Source organism: Cupriavidus sp. 01L46 (genome assembly GCF_056399905.1).
In genome coordinates this window covers 31,222-49,289 of sequence record NZ_JBFTSF010000087.1, presented here as the reverse complement: position 1 = coordinate 49,289, position 18,068 = coordinate 31,222, and the positions used below count along the sequence as shown (strand labels likewise).

Here is an 18,068-nt window from a genome sequence, read left to right as displayed (position 1 = left end):
GCGCGCTACCTGTTTTGTCTGGAGCTTGCATGGCTGACTTCCTATCGATTCCGTTCGCGGTTTTCTCCGCGCCGCCGTCCGGCGGCAATTCTGGTCCCACCTCCATAGATTCCCACTCAGGTTCGCCGCCGGCGTTCTGGATTTCCCTGCGCCACGTCACCGTGGCGCTGCCCGACGGGCGGGTGCTGCTGGACGACCTGAGCGACACCCTCCAGCCCCAGCGCATCGGCCTGGTTGGCCGCAACGGCACCGGCAAGAGCGTGCTGGCCAAGGTGCTGGCGGGCCTGGTCACACCGGATGCCGGGCGCATCGTCAGGCATGCCACCGTTGCCTATGTGCCGCAAGACGGCAGCTTGGCACCAGACGCGACGCTGGCGGACGTCGCGGGCCTGACGCCAGCTTTCGATGCGCTCGCCCGGGTGGAGCGGGGCGAGCCGGAGGGCACGGATTTCGACCTGCTGGAAGGGCGGTGGGACCTGCGCGACCAGCTGCGGCTGGCCTGCGAGGCGGCTGGCCTGGGGCATCTGGAACCGGAGCGGCTCGCCCGCAGCCTCAGCGGCGGCGAACTCACGCGCGTGGCGCTGGTGGGGGCCTTTCTTTCCAGGGCAGATGGACTGGTRCTCGATGAGCCCAGCAATCACCTCGACCTCGCCGCCCGGCAATGGCTGCGCGCTCAGTTGCGGCGATGGCGCGGTGGCCTCGTGGTGGTCAGCCACGACCGCGAATTGCTGGAAGACATGGACCACATTGCCGCGCTGAAGCCGGATGGCTTGCGCCACTACGGCGGCAGCTACACGCTGTATGCGGCGCAGCGCGACGCCGAAGCCACTGCCGCGCAAGCCGAGCTGGAGCACGCGCGTACCAGCCGCAACTCGGCCTTGCGCGACTTGCGGCGCCAGCATGATGCCCATCAGCGCCGTGCCGCGCGCAACGACCGCGCGGGCAAGATGGCCAACCTGCCCGGCATCTACCTCGGCCGGCTGAAGGACGGTGCGCAGGCGCATTCCGGCCGCGAGCAGCGGCGCCAGCAGGAAACCCGGGCGACGCTGGACGATGCCGTGCAGCAAGCCGCGCAGCGCATCGAGCCTGGCCCGCCGGTGGCGCTGATGCTGCCCGGCGCGGTGGTCGCCGCGGGCAAGCGCGTGGTGCACGTGCAAGACGCGATCCTGCCGTTTCCGGCCGGCTCAAAGCCGCTCAACCTGACGCTCTCGGGCCCGGTGCGCGTTGCCGTGACCGGTCCCAACGGCTGCGGCAAAACGACGTTGCTCAAATTGCTGGCCAGCGTCGAGAACCCGGTTTCCGGCACCTGTGCGGCAGGCATTCCCAAAGCCTGGCTCGATCAGCAGGCGGCGACCCTGCTGCCGCCGGCGATGTCCGTGCTGGAGCGGCTGCGCGAACTGGACAGCCCCTTGCCGGAGGGCGTGCTGCGCAGCCATTTGTCGTTGCTCGGGCTGGGCGCGGCGCTGGTGCGGCAGCCTTCCGGCGTATTGAGCGGGGGCGAGCGCCTGAAGGCAGCCCTTGCCTGCGCCTTATGGGCCGCGCAGCCCGCCCAAATGCTCTTGCTCGACGAGCCCACCAATCACCTCGACCTGGATTCGGTGCGCGCGCTGGAGCAGGCCTTGAGCGCCTATCCCGGCGCCATCCTGGTGGCGTCGCACGACCGGCGTTTCCTCGATGCGCTGGGGTTGACTCACATGCTGGCGTGGCAAGGCGGGGACTGGCAGCTGGCGGCTTGCCGGTAAGCCGCGCTGGCTGGCGTCACCCTTGCGTGTCGTCGGGCGTTTCATCGACCGAGCGCACCGCCGCGCGCCGCAGGGCGTCCAGCGCGGCGCTGACCGCGATACGGCCAAAGCCGTCGTCGCGCCAGTACATGGACACCGAGCCAAAGCCCGCCAGCCGCAGCGGCAGGATGCGCAGGGCGCCAAGGTGCTCCAGGCGCCGCGCGGTCCGGTGCGAGGCCACGCMAATCATATTGCTGTGGTTGAGCAAGGTCAGGTTGAGGATGACCGAGTTCGACTCCACGCAATCGGCCGGCATGCCCTGGCCAGCCGCGTTCAGCGCCGACTCCAGCGTGTTGCGGATGGGCGTGCCGCGTGGCCACACGATCCACCGGTACGCCTGCAGGTCGGCCCAGCCCGGTTCGGCCAGCTCAAACAGCGGATGCCGCGGGCGCGTGACGAAGTGGATCGGCTCCATGTAGAGCGCCTCGGCGCGCATCTGCCCGTCCTGCAGTTCCGGCGCGGAGCGGCCCACCACGATATCGACCTCGCCCCGGGCCAGCTGCGCCATCAGCAGGTTCATGGTGCTTTCCACCAGCCGGACATGGGCTTTCGGCAAGCGCTGCAAGAGCGAGGTGACGGCTAGCGGCACGGTATCGGCAGCCGACGCGCCGGAGGTGCCGATCACCACCAGGCCGCTGCCGCCTGCGCGCATCGCCTGCATGTCGTCGCGGGCGGTATCCAGGTGCGCCTCGATGCGCCTGGCATGGGCAATCATCGATTCGCCATAGGGCGTGGGACGCAGGCCGCGCGCATGGCGCTCGAACAGCGGCAGGCCGATGTCGTCTTCGAGTTCCTTGAGCCATTTCGATAAGGCGGGCTGCGTGGTGCTGAGCGCCGCGGCCGTCTGGCTCATGTTTCCGGTCTGCGCCAGGCTAAGCAGCATCTGCAGGTTGCGCAGCCGGAGCCGCTGGGTCCAATCCATCAGGGTATTCCCTTTGAGGTATATCCATATCCATATGGATAAGAGGAATTTGTCATTTTACAAGGTATATCTCCGGGCGTATAAATCTTCCATCGCACCCCGCAGCCCACAGCGGCTGCTCAGCGCCCCGACCGGGCGATGAAATCGGAGACAAGGCCATGCCAGATGCAAAGAAGAGCACCGACCGTTCTGCTTCAGACCGTTCAGCCTATTACAGCCGCATCGGCCGCAACCAGATGGCGCCCCTGTGGGAATCGCTGCACGCGCTGGTCCCGCGCGAGCCGCGCCCGCAAGCGCAGCCGGCGATCTGGAAATACGCCGAGATCCGCCCGCTGGTGATGCAGGCGGGCGAGGTCATCAGCGCGGAAGAAGCCGTGCGCCGCGTGCTGGTGCTGGAAAATCCCGGCCTGCCCGGCAAGTCCAGCATCACCTCCACGCTGTACGCCGGCTTGCAGCTGATCCTGCCCGGCGAGATTGCCCCCAGCCATCGCCATACCCAGTCCGCGCTGCGCTTTATCGTGGAAGGCCGTGGTGCCTGGACCGCCGTCAACGGCGAGCGCACCACCAYGCATCCGGGCGATTTCATCATCACGCCGTCGTGGACCTGGCATGACCACGGCAACCCGTCCGTGGCGCAGGGCGGCGAGCCGGTGGTTTGGCTCGACGGGCTGGATATCCCGCTGCTGCAGCACCTGGATGCCGGCTTTGCGGAGAACTACCCCGAAGCCTCGCAGCCGGTGCTGCGTCCCGAAGGTGACAGCTTTGCCCGCTTCGGCCACAACATGCTGCCGGTGCGCCACCGCGTCACCGATCCCACCTCGCCAATCTTCAGCTACCCCTATGCCCGCAGCCGCGAGGCGCTGGACCAGCTCTACCGCAACGGCGAGCTCGATGCCTGGGATGGCGTGAAGCTGCGCTATGTGAACCCGGCCACCGGCGGCTGGCCGATGCCGACCATGGCTACCTTCATGCAATACCTCCCCGCCGGTTTCCAGGGCAAAACGTATCGCAGCACCGACGCCACCGTCTACTCCGTGGTGGAAGGGCGCGGCACCGTGCGCATCGGCGAGGCGCAGTTCCAGTTCGAGCCGCGCGACACCTTCGTGGCGCCGTCCTGGCAGCCGGTGCAACTGGCTTCGGTCGAGGACACGGTGCTGTTCAGCTATTCCGACCGCCCGGTGCTGTCCGCGCTCAACCTGTTGCGCGAAGAGCGCACCTGATCCGGCCCGGTTCCTYGGCTGCTTTTGCTGCCCTTGCCGCTTTTGCTGCCTTTTCCCATTTCCTTGCTTCTTGCCTGAGGTCTTCCATGTCTTTCGTCATTACCCCTCCCGCCGCCGTGGCCCTGCCGGTCGTTGGCACCAGCGACCAGTTTCCCGTGCGCCGCGTCTACTGCGTGGGCCGCAACTACGCCGCGCATGCCCGCGAGATGGGCTTCGATCCGGACCGCGAGCCGCCGTTCTTCTTCTGCAAGCCGGCCGATGCCGTGATCCCGGTCGCCTACGGCGAGACCCTGACGCTGCCGTACCCGGCCCAGACCAGCAACTACCACTATGAATCCGAGCTGGTTGCCGCCATCGGCAAGGGCGGCTCGGATATTCCGCTGGAACAGGCGCTGGAGCACGTCTGGGGCTATGCCGTGGGCCTGGACATGACCCGCCGCGACCTGCAGATGAAGATGCGCGAGATGGGCCGCCCGTGGGAAATCGGCAAGGCCTTCGACGCCTCGGCGCCGATCGGCCCGATCCATCCGGCTAGCGATGTGGGGCATTTCGAGCAGGCCGCGATCTGGTTGACCGTCAACGGCGCCGACAAGCAGCGTAGCGACGTCACGCACCTGATCTGGTCGGTGGCCGAGACCGTGGCGGACCTGTCCAGGTACTTCCGCCTGGAACCGGGCGACCTGATCTACACCGGTACGCCGGAAGGCGTCGGGGCCGTCAAGCCGGGTGACCTGATGGTCGCCGGCGTGGAGCGCCTCGGCGAGCTGTCGGTACGCGTGGCCTGACGGCGTCGAGATTCCGGGATTTMGAGAAAGAGGGCTTCACCGTGCAGATCTATAGTTTCTTCAACAGCTCCACGTCGTACCGCGTGCGCATCGCGCTGGCGCTCAAGGGCCTGCCGTACGACTACCAGCCGGTCAATATCCGCGTGGGCGAGCATCGCGTCCCGGACTATGTGGCGGCCATCAACCCCTCGGCGGTGGTGCCGGCGCTGGTGGATGGTGACTTCCACCTGKGCCAGTCGATGGCGATCATCGACTACCTCGACGCCCGCCATCCCGAGCCACGGCTGATCCCGCAAGCGGCGGAGCTGCGCGCGCGGGTGCTGGAGCTGGCCAATGTGATTGCCTGCGATATCCATCCGGTCAACAACCTGCGCATCCTGCGCTACCTGCAGGACACGCTGGGCGTGACGCCGGAGCAAAAGGACGCCTGGTACCAGCATTGGGTGGACGAAGGGCTGGGCGCGGTGGAGCGGCTGCTGGCGCAGCACGGGCGCGGCCCGTGGTGTTTCGGCGACCAGCCCACGCTGGCCGACTGCTGCCTGGTGCCGCAGATCGCCAATGCGCAGCGCATGGGCTGCCGTACCGAACGCTTCGAGCGCGCCATGGCGGTCTACCGCCATGCCTGCGAGCACCCAGCCTTCCAGCAGGCAGAACCTCAGCGGCAGCCGGACTACACGGCGCGCTAACCAACGCTACAGGGCACCCCGGGGCCGGATGGCCACCGGGTGCGCACCCAAGGAGACGAACATGAACAACACGCGCAGCACGGACCGCAAGGTGATCGTGGTCGGCGGCGGCATCGGCGGCCTGGCCGCCGCACTGGCGCTCGCCCGGCAGGGCATCCGCGTTGAATTGCTGGAACAGGCGGCCCAGATCGGTGAAATCGGCGCCGGCATCCAGCTTGGTGCCAACGCCTTTGCCGCGCTGGATGCGTTGGGCGTGGGCGAAGCCGCGCGCAAGCGCTCCGTTTTCACCGACTACCTGGTGATGATGGACGCGATCGACGCCACCGAAGTCGCCAAGGTGGATGTCGGCGAGCGCTATCGCCAGCGCTTTGGCAACCCCTACGCGGTGATCCATCGCGCCGATATCCACCTGTCCATCCTGGAAGCCGTGCGGGATCACCCGCTGATTCAGTTCCGCACCGCCACCACGGTGTGCGCGCTGGAGCAGGACGAGCGCGGCGTGACGGTGATCGACCAACACGGCGAACGCCACCAGGGCGATGCCGTGATCGGCTGCGACGGCGTGAAATCCGCCGTGCGCCAGGCCTTGCTCGGTGACGAACCACGCGTGACCGGCCACGTCGTGTACCGCGCCGTGGTGGATGTGGCCGACATGCCGGCCGACCTGCAGATCAATGCGCCGGTGGTGTGGGCCGGCCCCAACTGCCATCTGGTGCACTACCCGCTGCGCGGCGGCGAGCAGTACAACCTGGTGGTGACCTTCCATAGCCGCGAGAAAGAAGTCTGGGGCGTGCGCGATGGCAGCAAGGAAGAAGTGCTGTCGTACTTCGAGGGCATCCACGCCCGCCCGCACCAGATGCTGGACCGGCCCACCTCCTGGCGGCGCTGGGCCACCGCGGACCGCGACCCGGTGGAGCAATGGAGCTTTGGTCGCGCCACCATCCTGGGCGATGCCGCCCACCCCATGACGCAGTACCTCGCGCAGGGCGCCTGCCAGGCGCTGGAAGATGCCGTGACACTGGGCGCGGCCGTGGCCGAGACCGACGGCGATTTCGTGGCGGCCTTTGCCCTATACGAGAAGGCGCGCATCCCGCGCACCGCGCGCGTGCTGTACTCCGCCCGCGAGATGGGCAGGCTGTATCACGCCAAGGGCGTGGAGCGGCTGGTGCGCAATTCGCTGTGGGTCGGACGCACGCAGGACCAGTTCTACGACGCGCTGCAATGGCTGCACGGCTGGCGCGCGCAAGACTGCCTGGGCGGGGCGCGATAGGGGGGCGCCGGCCCGAAGTAACCCAAAGTGGCCAAAACAAGCAAAGAGCGGCCAAAGAGCCGCCAAAAAACGGCGAGCCGATCGCAAATCGGCCGCTTCGAAACACAACGCAGGAGACCGCTGTGCCCACGCAACCATCTATCGGCATCACCGAATTCATCGATCGCCAGCCGCTATCGGCCTTCCAGGTCACGATTGTCGCGCTTTGTTTTTTGATCGTCGCCATCGACGGATTTGATACCGCCGCGATTGGCTTTATCGCACCCGCGATCCGCGCCGAATGGGAGCTCACGCCGGCGCACCTGGCGCCGTTGTTTGGCGCCGGGCTCACCGGCCTGATGGCCGGCGCGTTCCTGTTCGGCCCGCTGGCCGACCGCTTCGGCCGCAAGAGCGTGCTGCTTTTCTGCGTGCTGTTCTTTGGCATCGCGAGCCTGGCCTCCGCGTTCTCCGGCTCGCTGTGGGGGCTGGTGGCGCTGCGTTTCCTGACCGGTCTGGGGCTGGGCGGCGCCATGCCCAATACCATCACGCTGACTTCTGAGTATTGCCCCGCCAAGCGCCGCTCCTTCCTGGTCACGACCATGTTCTGCGGCTTCACGATTGGCTCGGCCCTCGGCGGGCTGGCCTCGGCGAACCTGATCGAAGAGCACGGCTGGCGCGCCGTGCTGCTGCTGGGTGGCGTGCTGCCGTTGCTGCTGCTGCCGCTCTTGGTCTGGAAGCTGCCTGAGTCGGTCCGCTACCTGGTGCTGAGCGGCAGGCACCCGGAAAAGGTGGCGGCCATCCTGGAGCGGATCGCKCCGCGCGAGCGTGTCGCACCTGGCAGCATCGTGGTGGCGGACAAGCGCGCGCCCGGCTCGCCGGTTGCGCACTTGTTCAAGCCCGAACTGATGCGCGGGACCTTGCTGCTGTGGCTGACCTTCTTCATGAGCTTGCTGGTGATCTACCTGCTGTCCAGCTGGCTGCCCACCTTGCTGCGGGCGACTGGGATCTCGCTCAAGACGGCGGCCCTGGTCACCATGATGTTCCAGGTGGGCGGCACCCTCGGGGCCATCGTGCTGGGCTGGCTGATGGACCGGGCCAACCCGCACTATGTGCTGGCCGCAAGCTACGCGCTGGCAGGTGTGTTCATCACCGCCATCGGCAGCCTGACCACGGCGCCATGGCTGGCCGGGGTGGCGGTATTCGCCGCTGGCTTCTGCATCTCCGGCTCGCAAGTGGGCGCCAATGCCTTGTCGGCGGCCTACTATCCCACCGATTGCCGCGCCACCGGCGTGAGCTGGGCCAATGGCGTCGGGCGGATGGGCTCGGTGGTTGGCTCGGTTGGGGGCGGCACCATGTTGTCCATGGGCCTGACCATGCCGGCGTTGTTCCTGATGGTGGGAATACCGGCGGTGATGGCTGGCGCCACCATGCTCCGGCTCGGACGCCATCGCGCGGGCCAGGCACGGCGCATGGCGGTGGCGGCCTGAGGGCTTCCAGCGGCTACGTATGCGTTTCATCCTTGAGTATTCAAATGATAATCGTTATCATTTGAGATCTCGGGTTAGTGACACGATCTGAGTCAGCAAATGGGTTGCCGGACACGCCTCGTGTCCGGTTTTTTTGCGCCTCCGCCTTGCCGTGCCTTACCGTTCCTGCGTCTTAGCGTGCCCTTGCGCACGCACGCCGTGCCCGCGCTGCGCCGCTTGCGGTAGCATCTGGCCAGCGCCGGCAGCATTGTCGTCGCCGCGCGGGCCTTTTTTCGTTTTCCTTCGATCCAGCAGCCACCGATGCGGCTAGCGCGCATGGGGAAGCCAATGACGGCAGTCGGCAGGCCACCGCAAGACGCTACCTCGCCGGCACACGCCGAGAGGCTCGGTGCCGCTGCCGCCAGCGGCCGGCGTTGGGCATGGCTGCCAGAGCAGGGCGGCTGGAAATACTATGCGTTGCTCGGCGCCATCGGGGTCCTTGTCCTCGGCCCGCTGGGCGGGATCGCCGCGGCGTACATGAACTTCTCGCTCGGCTTCTTTGTCGGCGGGCAGGTGCTGGCGGGCATTCTCGGCTCCACGGTGACCTACGGCTATGGCGCGGACGGCCGCCATGGCGCGAACTATATCCAGACCATTGCCGCATCGGTCGCCGGCATGAGCGGCATGGCCGTGGTGGTCCAGGCGATGACCTGGATGGGCTTGCCCGAGCCGCCGATCTGGCAGTTGATGCTGTACATGCTTTGCGTGGGCATGTTCGGCGTGGGCGTGGGCATGTTGTACACGCCGATCCTGGTTGATCGGCTGCAACTCACGTTTCCCTCCGGGCTGGCGGTGGCCAACATCCTGCGCGCCCTGACGGACCCGGTGCTGCTCCGGCAGTCGGTGTCGCGGCTGGCCGGGGGCACGGCGCTGGGCATCGTCAGCGGCATCGGTGCGGCCCGCGTGGAGCGGCTTGCCGCGATCGATTTGTCCGCCTCCACCTTTGGCGCGGGCATGATCGTCGGGGCCCGCATCGGCGTGGCGGCGCTTGTTGCCGGGCTGGCGGGCCAGGCGCTGATCCCCTTCTTTGTCTCCATCGGCTGGCTGGCGCCGGGCGACCCCTTTCGCAAGATCACGTTCCTGATTGCGCTCGGCATGATCATGGGCGCCGCGCTGCTCGATATCTCGCTGATCCTGCTCAAGGTGTACCGGCATGGCCGGCAGCTGTCAGGCGGGATACGGCGCGGGCCTTCCGCGGCGGCAGGTGGCGCCAGCCTGTGGCGGATGGTGGCGTGGGTGCTGTTCTGGGGGCTCGCGGTGGTGGCGGTGGGCGTGGGCCTGCTGCATCAGCCCGCGGGCTACATGGTGCTGGCGGTGCTGCTGGTGTTCGTGTTCGCCATGGTCAACGGCATCTCGGTGGGCATGGTCGACCAGAACCCGATTTCTTCMGCCTTCGTGCTGTCCGTCATCCTGATGGCCGCGCTGGGTTTGCGCGACCCGAATGTGGGGCTGATCGCGGCGGCGGTGCTGCTGGTGTCGACCAGCGAGGCGTGCGACATGCAGCAAGACCGCTCCACCGGCTGGCGGCTCGGCACCAACCGCACCGTGCAGTTTCGCTTCCAGGTGGCGGGCATCGTTGCCGGCGCGGTGCTGGCGGTGTTGTTCGCCAGGCTGTTCATGCGGGCGTATCCGGCGCTGGCGCTCGACCAGACTGTGCTCTCGGCTGGCGCGCAGCCCCAGCACTGGGCTTCGGCCATGACTTACAAGATCGTCGGCGCGTTGCGCGGCCTGACCAACGACTTGCCGCACCAGCGCACGGCGGTTGTGCTGGGCATCGTCCTTGGGCTGGCCATCGCGGCGCTGCGCCTGCTGGTCAAGTCGTGGCCGCGCTACCAGCGCTTTGCCCAGGCGGGAAGGGGTGGCGGCGTTGCCGATTTCCTGCTGGATACGGTGGTGCTGCCGTCGCCCTATGCCTCGTCCTTTGGCGGATTTGTCAACTTGCCCACCTCGGCGTGGTTTGCGCTGGGCGGCGTCGTGGCCAGCGCGCTTAACAGCTTGCGCAAGCCCGAGGACGCGCCGGATGCCTTGCCCGAGGACATGAGCACGACATCACTGGTGGGTGGCGGGCTGATCGCAGGGGATGCGCTGGCAGCGGTCGGGCTTGGCGTTGCAGGGCTGCTATTTATGGCTTCGCGCTAGCGCGTGCGAGAAATCGATGGCCAGCCTGCCATCCGGCTCGAAGCGCTGCCCGGGCGGGCGGTCGCCGATGGCATGCTTGCGCTGCCGCGCCCCGTGTTCAATTCTCATAAGATGGGGTCGTGAGATGACGGTTTTTGGTGTTTGCGCCGGTCGCCCATGAAATCCATCGCCATTGGTTCACCGGCGACCCCGCGCGTGAGATCATGCGCTGGCATGCCCATGAACGCCACGGAGCTTCCCAGGACGCCGACACATTGAACGCCCTCGAAAACCCCTTGAACCTCATTGACGCCCCCGTCGCCGGCAGCACGCGGCGCGCCTGCGGAGCCCGCCGATGGTGATGGCCTGGTTGATCGCGCTTCCCTTGCTGGCAGCGTTGCTGTTGTTGCCGGTGCGGCGTCACGCGCGCTTCCTGGCCGCGCCCATCGTGGTGGGCACGCCGCTGATTGGCCTTGGCTTGCTGCTCAGCGTGCGCAGCGCGGTGTTCGAGGGCCGCGCCATTGCCTGGCKCCAGCCCTGGCTCGAGGACATCGGGCTAAGCCTCAGCCTGCGGCTGGACGGCCTGGCCTACGTGTTTGCGTTGCTGGTGCTGGGCATCGGGTTGCTGGTCATCCTCTATGCGCGCTATTACCTGCCGCGCAGCGAATCCACCGTACGTTTCTTCTCCCTGCTGCTGCTGTTCATGGCGGCGATGCTGGGCGTGGTGCTGTCTGGCAACCTGCTGCTGCTGGCGGTGTTCTGGGAGATGACCAGCATTGTGTCGTTCCTGCTGATCGGCTTCTGGTCCTATCGCTCCGATGCGCGCAAGGGCGCGCGCATGGCGCTGACGGTGACCGGCGGGGGTGGGCTGGCGTTGCTGGCCGGCGTGCTGTTGCTCGGGCATATCTGCGGCAGCATGGAGCTCTCCGTGGTGCTGGCCCAGGCCGGCACCGTGCAGCGCCACCCGCTGTATCCGGCGATGCTGAGCTTGATCCTGCTGGCGGCGTTTACCAAGTCCGCGCAGTTTCCCTTCAGTTTCTGGCTGCCGCACGCGATGGCGGCGCCCACGCCGGTGTCCGCCTACCTGCATTCCGCCACGATGGTCAAGGCTGGTGTCTTCCTGCTGGCGCGGCTGTATCCGGTGCTGGACGGCACCAACTGGTGGTTCTACATGGTCAGCCTCACCGGCCTTGCCACGCTGGTGCTTGGCGCGGGCATGGCCTTGCTGCAGCGGGACCTCAAAGGCCTGCTGGCGTATTCCACCATCAGCCATCTTGGCCTGATCACGCTGCTGTTCGGCCTGGACACGCAGCTGAGCACGGTGGCCGCGCTGTTCCACATCATCAACCATGCGGTGTTCAAGGCGTCACTGTTCATGGCGGCGGGCATCATCGACCATGAAACCGGCACGCGCGACCTGCAACGGCTGCGGGGCCTGCGCCCCTATATGCCGCACACGGCGTTGCTGGCCATCGTGGCGTCGCTTTCGATGGCGGGCGTGCCACTGTTCAACGGCTTCCTGAGCAAGGAGATGTTCTTCGGAGAGACGCTCGCACAGGGCTTGCTGGGCGATTTCAATTGGATCATCCCGGCGGCGGCGACCTTTGCGGGGGCGCTGACGGTCGCGTACTCGCTGCGCTTTATCTACGGCGTGTTCTTTGGCGGCGAGCCGGACGACCTGCCGAACTATCCGCCGCATGAGCCGCCACGCTCCATGAAGATCCCGGTGGAAGTGCTGGTTGCCATCTGCCTTGTGGTCGGGCTGTTCCCGGCGTATACGGTGGGGTCCTTGCTGGCGACTGCCGCCCTGGCCACGCTGGGCGGGCCGCTGCCGGAATACAGCCTCAGCCTGTGGCATGGCGTCAATCTGCCCCTGTTGATGAGCCTGGTCTCAATGGGCTGCGGCGGCGTGCTGTTCTTCTTGCGGCGCAACGCTTTTCATCGAACGCACGCGCGTTTTGCCCACCTGAACGCGCGCGATGCATTCGAGGCCGGCATCGACAGCCTGGCGCGGATGGCCGGCCGCGTCACCGGCGCATTCGAGACCGGCTCGCTGCAAGGCTACCTGGCGTGGATGCTGGCCGCCATGCTGCTGATTCCCGCCATCTTCCTGTCCGACCTGGACACGCTGGCTGGCCCGGTGCCAGCGATCCCGCTCGACCTCCTGACCGTGGCGGGGATGGGTTTGCTGGGGCTGGCGGCGATCGGCGTGGTGATTGCCCACAGGCAACGGCTGACCGCGCTTGTGCTGCTGAGCGCGTGCGGCTTGCTGGTGACGTTGCTGTTCACGCGCTTCTCGGCGCCGGACCTGGCGCTGACGCAGGTCTCGGTCGAGATCGTCACGATCCTGCTGCTGGTGCTGGCCTTGTACTTCCTGCCCGCCGGCCGGCCCGATTCGTCCTCGGTGGGCCGGCATGTGCGCGACGGCTGCCTGGCGCTGGGCGGCGGCACGTTGCTGGCCATCCTGGCCTACGCCGTGATGACCCGCCCTTACGACGCGATCTCCACGTTCTTCCTGGCCAACAGCGTGGAAGGCGGCGGTGGCCACAATGTGGTCAACGTGATCCTGGTGGACTTCCGCGGCTTCGATACGATGGGCGAGATCTGCGTGCTGCTGATCGCCGGCCTGGCGGTGCAGGCGCTGCTCAAGGGCATGCGCCTGACGGCGCCGCCAGCGGGGCCCAACGGGCTGCCGTGGTCGAGCCAGAGCCATCCCTTGCTGCTCGCCATCCTGGCCCGGCTGATGTTGCCGCTGACCATGCTGGTCGCGGTCTTCGTGCTGCTGCGCGGGCACAATCTGCCGGGCGGCGGCTTTATCGCCGCGCTGATCACGGCGGTGGCCTTGCTGCTGCAGTACGTGGCCAGCGGCGTGCTGTGGACCGAGGCGCGTATCACGCTGAACTATCGCGCGCTGGCCGGTAGCGGCATCCTGGTAGCGGGGCTGACCGGCCTGGGCAGCTGGGCATTTGGCTTCCCGTTCCTGACCACGGCCTTCGGCCATTTCCACTTACCGTTGCTGGGAGACATCGAACTGGCGACCGCCATGTTGTTTGACCTTGGCGTTTATTTCACGGTGGTCGGCACGACCTTGCTGATCGTGTCGCACCTCGGCGTGCGCGACAAGCGCATCAATGTCAACGGCAGTGTCAACGGCAGTGTCAATGCGAAGGAGGGGGACTGATGGAAGCCGTCTACGCCGGCACGGTCGGCATCCTGATGGCCTGCGGCATCTACCTGCTGCTGCGTGCGCGCACGTTTTCCGTGGTGGTGGGGCTGGCGCTGATCTCGTACGCCGTGAGCCTGTTCCTGCTGGGGATGGGGCGGCTCTCCACCGGCCGCCCGCCGATCATCGCCACGGGCGCGCAATATGCCGATCCCCTGCCGCAGGGCCTGGTGCTGACAKCCATCGTCATCGGCTTTGCCATGACGGCATTCGCGGTGGTGCTGGCCTTGCGCTCGCTCGGCATCACGGGCAGCGATCATGTGGACGGCAGGGAAGCGGGCCCGGCGCAGGGCGAGCCGCCGGCGGCCGGCACTCCCCGCGCCGACAGGGCGAGCAGCCAATGACCCACAGCCTCCAACTGTCGATTCTCCTGCCCATCCTGCTGCCGATGTTTGCCGGCGGCCTGCTGGTGGCCACGCCGGCGCGCTGGGCCCGGGCCCAGCGCGCGCTGAGCACCGCGGTCACGCTGCTGTTGCTGCCGGTCGCGGCCTGCATGGTCAGCGTGGCGGCCACGGGCGCCATCATGGTCGATCACATCGGGAACTGGCCAGCGCCGTTTGGCATCGTCCTCCAGCTCGACCGGCTGGGCGCCCTGATGCTGTTGCTGACCGCGGTGCTGGGCGCGGCCGCCGTGGTGGCGGCGGGCCGGGGCGATGCGCGCCTCGGGCGGCACTTCCATGCGCTGTTCCAGTTCCAGCTGATGGGGCTGAACGGCGCCTTCCTGGCCGGCGACCTGTTCAATCTCTTCGTCTTCTTCGAGATCCTGCTGATCGCCTCCTATGCCTTGCTGCTGCATGGCGGTGGGCGGGCACGCACCGGCGCCGGGCTGCACTATGTCGTGCTGAACCTGGCGGGATCGGCTTTTTTCCTGATCGCGATCGGCGTGCTGTATGGGCTGAGCGGCACGCTCAACATGGCGCATATGGGCGTGCGGCTGGCCGGCCTGGCGCCGGCCGATGTACCGCTGGCCACGGCGGCGGGCGTCATGCTGATGCTGGTCTTCGCGCTCAAGGCCGCGCTGTTTCCCATGGTTTTCTGGCTGCCCAAGGCCTACGCCAGCGCCACGGGCTCGGCTGCGGCGCTGTTCGCCATCATGACCAAGGTGGGCATCTACGCCATCCTGCGCTGCGCCGCGCTGGTTTTCGATGCGCCGGATGGCATGCTGGGCGTGTTCCTGCATGACTGGGTGTGGTGGCTGGCGCTTGCCACCATGGCGTTCGGCGCCCTCGGCGCGCTGGCCGCCCCGAACCTCAAATCGCTGACCTGCTACCTTGTGCTGGCATCGGTAGGGCTGCTGGCGGCCAGCGTGTCGATGCAGTCAGCGCAAAGCTGGGCGGGCGCGCTGTATTACCTGCTCAGCACCACGCTGTGCACGGCGGCGCTGTTCCTGCTGGCGGACGCGCTGGAGCCGGCGCCGCCTGCCGCCCCGGCGCGCGAGCCGGTGGCGGTGGTCCGTGGCTCGCGGCTGGCCGGCTTGCTGTTCCTGGTCGCGGCGGTGGCGGCGATCGGCCTGCCGCCGTTATCCGGCTTCATCGGCAAGGTCATGGTCATGCGCAGTGCCTCGCTGCCGGCGGCGGCCGTGTTGTGGCCTTGCATCCTGCTGTCCAGCCTGGCGCTGCTGATTGCGGTCAGCCGCACGGGCACGCGCCTGTTGTGGCGCCTGCCCCAGGATCACGATCCGGAGCGCCACGGCGCTTACCAGCGCATTGCGCCCGACGGCTGGAAACTGGGCTGCTGCGCGTTCCTGCTGGCCTGCAGCTTGGCGCTGGTCGTGTGTGCCCGTCCGCTGAGCCAGTATCTTGCCGACACGGCCGCCCAGTTGTTCGACCGTGGCGCGTACCTGCGCGCGGTGCTGCCGTCCGGGGGAGGCTGACATCATGTGGAAACGCATGTTCCCGCATCCTTGGCTCAGCCTGGCGCTGCTGGCGATCTGGCTGCTGCTGACCAATAGCGCATCGCCTGGCAACTGCGCGCTGGGTGCCTTCCTCGGCTGGGCGTTCTCGCTGCGGATCGGGTCGCGGCTCTGGCTGCCGCCGGTGCGGCTGTCTCGTCCCGACCTGATGCTGCGCTTGTTGGTGCATGTGCTCATCGACATCGTGGTGGCCAATGTGGAAGTGGCCATCCTGGTGCTGGGGCCGGTATCCCGGCTGCGCCCGGCCTTTATCCAGCTGCCGATCGATGTCGAGCACGAGCTGGCGCTGGCCGCGCTGATCAGCATCGTGTCGCTCAGCCCTGGCACCTTGTGCGCCGAACTCAGCGACGACCGCCGCCGCCTGCTGGTGCATGTGCTGGATCTTGATGATGAAGCCAGGCTGATCGCGCTGATCAAGACGCGCTACGAGACGCCGTTAAGGGAGATATTCGAATGCTTGCCGTCGTAATACCGATCTCGCTGGCGATCCTTGGCGTTGCCTGCCTGCTGGCCTTTATCCGCCTGGTGCGCGGCCCGGGCCTGCCCGACCGCATCGTGGCGCTCGATACGCTCAATATCAATGCCATCGCGCTGATCGTGGTGTTCGGCATCTGGCTGCGCTCGGCGCTGTTCTTCGAGATTGCGCTGCTGATCGCGGTGATGGGCTTTATCGGCACCGTCGCGCTGACCAAGTACCTGCAGCGCGGCGACATCATCGAACTCAAGTAACCGGCACCGGGAGACCCCATGGATTCGATGAGCCCCGTCGCGGAAATCGCCACCTGCGCGCTGCTGCTGATCGGCAGTGTCTTCACCCTGGTCGGCGCCATCGGCCTCGTCCGGCTGCCGGATTTCTTCATGCGCCTGCACGGCCCGACCAAGTCGACCACGCTTGGCGTTGGCGGCGTGGTGCTGGCGTCGGTGGTGTTCTTCAGCAACCAAGGCGACGGCCTGAGCCTGCATGAGTTGCTGGTTACCGCCTTCCTGTTCCWCACCGCGCCGATCGGCGCCCATATGCTGGCCAAGGCGGCCATGCAGCAGCGGCTGCCGGTGGACCCGCGCACGCGCGGGCGATTGTGGGATGCGCAGGACCGGGAGCGCGGCGAAGCGCCGGCGCAGGGCGTGGAGCCGGCTTCGCCCCGGGACGCTCAGGGCAACTGAGCGTGCAACCTTCGGCTTCTATCCCTGTTCCCACGCACTGCACCATCCCGCGGCAGCAACCTGCTTGTCGCCAAACAGCACGCAGCCGCCCGTTGCCGGGTTGGCGCCCTCCTGGAACAGCTGGCAGTTGGCGCAGGTCTGGCTGGCGGCATGCCTGGGATATTTCGCCTGGTCTACCTTGCGGGTATCCGCCTTGTAGCCCAGCTTGACCGCCTGCGGGTCGGCCTCGTCGAGCGTGGGCGCGGCGGCGTAAGCGCCACGCCAGGCCGGGACGGCGGCAAGGCTTGCGGCAACGGCCACCGGCATTGTTTTCAGGAATTGACGGCGGGAGGACATGGGGTTTCCTTTTTTCTCTGGGCCGGCGGATATTTTGCGGGGTGTTTCGGCATCCGGCCGGGCGATTGTGGCACAGGCGCTGCTGGCCCGTTGCGGGTTGAGGCGGCACCCACCCATCCGAGCGCTTCGCCGTGCCATATCTGTGGCAAACTCGGCGCTGACTTTTTTGTGCMTGCGCCGCTGGCACGCATTCAATCCCAGGCCCTCAAGCCCTTAAGCCCTCAAGCTCTATCAAGCCCATGACCGCGTCCACCAATACCGACACCCTCCGCCAAGCCCTGCAGGCGCCGCTGCCTTTGCAGCTCGCGCCCCTGATGGGCACTGCCTTTGCCGAGGCGGGCGAGGCAGAGCGGTTTGCCATCTATACGGAACCGCCGGAAGCGCCGGGGCGCGATGAGGTGCTCGCTGCGCTGCGCAGCCAGCTCGATGCGCACGCCAGCGACGAGCCGGCCGCTGGCGAAGTCCTCGACAGCGAGGACTGGGAGCCGGGCCAGGCATTCGAGATGGACATGGACACCGATGAGGTTTGCGGCCAGGTCCTGTTCTACCGCCTGATCCTCGCGCGGGACCTGGATCCGGTCGGGTACTGCGCGTTCGAGATCAATGCCGACGAAACCGGCGTGATCTTCGTCACGCTGGTCGAATCGTGGATTCGCCCGCCGTACCAGCCGCTTGGCCTACAGCGCGGCTTTGTGCAACTGCTGGCCAATGCCGTCTACGCCTTGCTGGGCGAGCTGGATGCGCGGCTGCAGGTGGCGGGCGAGCGCAGCGCGTCGTTCGAGGTGTTGCTGGGGCTGGACCAAACGTCCACTACGGGGGCGGCGCTGTTGCAGTCGGTCGCCGAGACGCTGAAGGCGTGGACGGTCGCAGCGGATGCTGCCGGGCGCGAGGCGCTGGGCATTACCAGCGTCCGTGTCTCGGTGCTTCCCGCCAGTTCGGCGGGTTGAGGCGAGGGCGGGGAACGCGCGGTGCCGCGCGGCGGCGTGTCGCATTTGGGCTGCCGCTTGTCGCATCCGGGTTTGGCCCGCCCAGGGCGTCTGAATAGACTCGTTGCTTCCATCCAGGGAGAACGCCATGTCATCTGCGCCACGACTGCCTTACCGATCTTTCCATCGACCTTTCCATCGACCTTTTCTGTCTTACGGAGCC

At 67.2% G+C, this 18,068-nt stretch carries 16 protein-coding genes; 14 read left to right on the top strand and 2 right to left on the bottom strand.

The features are described from left to right. Window positions 1-29: 29 nt before the first annotated feature. Complete coding sequence (locus tag AC1DS3_RS17590) at window positions 30-1,742, top strand: ABC-F family ATP-binding cassette domain-containing protein (protein WP_441631584.1); 1,713 nt, start codon at window positions 30-32, stop codon at window positions 1,740-1,742. Between the two features lie 16 nt (window positions 1,743-1,758). Here AC1DS3_RS17590 and AC1DS3_RS17585 read toward each other — a convergent pair whose 3' ends face one another. Beyond that, window positions 1,759-2,703, bottom strand: a complete 945-nt coding sequence (locus AC1DS3_RS17585) for a LysR substrate-binding domain-containing protein (RefSeq protein WP_477127612.1) — start codon at window positions 2,701-2,703, stop codon at window positions 1,759-1,761. A 158-nt stretch (window positions 2,704-2,861) separates the two neighbouring features. Between AC1DS3_RS17585 and gtdA the strand changes: the two genes are divergently transcribed. The 12 genes from gtdA (at window position 2,862) to AC1DS3_RS17525 (ending at window position 16,583) form a co-directional block, all read left to right on the top strand. After that, window positions 2,862-3,923, top strand: coding sequence for a gentisate 1,2-dioxygenase (gene gtdA, locus AC1DS3_RS17580; protein WP_477127611.1), 1,062 nt, complete (start codon window positions 2,862-2,864; stop codon window positions 3,921-3,923). An 86-nt stretch (window positions 3,924-4,009) separates the two neighbouring features. After that, entirely contained in the window at window positions 4,010-4,708 is a 699-nt protein-coding gene (locus tag AC1DS3_RS17575; RefSeq protein WP_441631589.1) for a fumarylacetoacetate hydrolase family protein, read from the top strand. A gap of 41 nt (window positions 4,709-4,749) precedes the next feature. Beyond that, complete coding sequence (maiA, locus tag AC1DS3_RS17570) at window positions 4,750-5,394, top strand: maleylacetoacetate isomerase (RefSeq protein WP_477127610.1); 645 nt, start codon at window positions 4,750-4,752, stop codon at window positions 5,392-5,394. A 61-nt stretch (window positions 5,395-5,455) separates the two neighbouring features. After that, entirely contained in the window at window positions 5,456-6,664 is a 1,209-nt protein-coding gene (locus tag AC1DS3_RS17565) for a 3-hydroxybenzoate 6-monooxygenase (RefSeq protein WP_441631593.1), read from the top strand. A 122-nt stretch (window positions 6,665-6,786) separates the two neighbouring features. Beyond that, a complete protein-coding gene (locus AC1DS3_RS17560; protein WP_441631595.1) occupies window positions 6,787-8,130 on the top strand; it encodes an MFS transporter in 1,344 nt (447 codons plus the stop codon). Between the two features lie 327 nt (window positions 8,131-8,457). Continuing rightward, window positions 8,458-10,308, top strand: a complete 1,851-nt coding sequence (locus AC1DS3_RS17555) for an OPT/YSL family transporter (RefSeq protein WP_441631597.1) — start codon at window positions 8,458-8,460, stop codon at window positions 10,306-10,308. A 334-nt stretch (window positions 10,309-10,642) separates the two neighbouring features. Then, entirely contained in the window at window positions 10,643-13,468 is a 2,826-nt protein-coding gene (locus tag AC1DS3_RS17550; RefSeq protein ID WP_477127609.1) for a monovalent cation/H+ antiporter subunit A, read from the top strand. Further along, on the top strand, window positions 13,468-13,854 hold the full coding sequence (locus tag AC1DS3_RS17545; RefSeq protein ID WP_477127608.1) for a Na+/H+ antiporter subunit C: 387 nt from the start codon (window positions 13,468-13,470) through the stop codon (window positions 13,852-13,854). The genes AC1DS3_RS17550 and AC1DS3_RS17545 overlap by 1 nt, the downstream gene beginning before the upstream one ends. Then, a complete protein-coding gene (locus AC1DS3_RS17540; RefSeq protein WP_441631602.1) occupies window positions 13,851-15,383 on the top strand; it encodes a monovalent cation/H+ antiporter subunit D in 1,533 nt (510 codons plus the stop codon). Before AC1DS3_RS17545 ends, AC1DS3_RS17540 begins: the two co-directional genes overlap by 4 nt. 4 nt (window positions 15,384-15,387) lie before the next feature. After that, entirely contained in the window at window positions 15,388-15,891 is a 504-nt protein-coding gene (locus tag AC1DS3_RS17535; protein ID WP_441631604.1) for a Na+/H+ antiporter subunit E, read from the top strand. Continuing rightward, window positions 15,876-16,151: a K+/H+ antiporter subunit F gene (locus AC1DS3_RS17530; RefSeq protein WP_441631606.1), complete on the top strand. Its 276-nt coding sequence runs from the start codon at window positions 15,876-15,878 to the stop codon at window positions 16,149-16,151. The genes AC1DS3_RS17535 and AC1DS3_RS17530 overlap by 16 nt, the downstream gene beginning before the upstream one ends. Window positions 16,152-16,178: 27 nt before the next feature. After that, window positions 16,179-16,583, top strand: a complete 405-nt coding sequence (locus AC1DS3_RS17525) for a Na+/H+ antiporter subunit G (protein ID WP_477127614.1) — start codon at window positions 16,179-16,181, stop codon at window positions 16,581-16,583. Window positions 16,584-16,601: 18 nt separating this feature from the next. Here the strand turns inward: AC1DS3_RS17525 and AC1DS3_RS17520 are convergent, their stop codons facing one another. After that, complete coding sequence (locus AC1DS3_RS17520) at window positions 16,602-16,919, bottom strand: high-potential iron-sulfur protein (RefSeq protein WP_441631608.1); 318 nt, start codon at window positions 16,917-16,919, stop codon at window positions 16,602-16,604. Window positions 16,920-17,158: 239 nt separating this feature from the next. Between AC1DS3_RS17520 and AC1DS3_RS17515 the strand changes: the two genes are divergently transcribed. After that, window positions 17,159-17,866: a hypothetical protein gene (locus AC1DS3_RS17515; RefSeq protein ID WP_441631610.1), complete on the top strand. Its 708-nt coding sequence runs from the start codon at window positions 17,159-17,161 to the stop codon at window positions 17,864-17,866. Window positions 17,867-18,068: the final 202 nt, after the last annotated feature.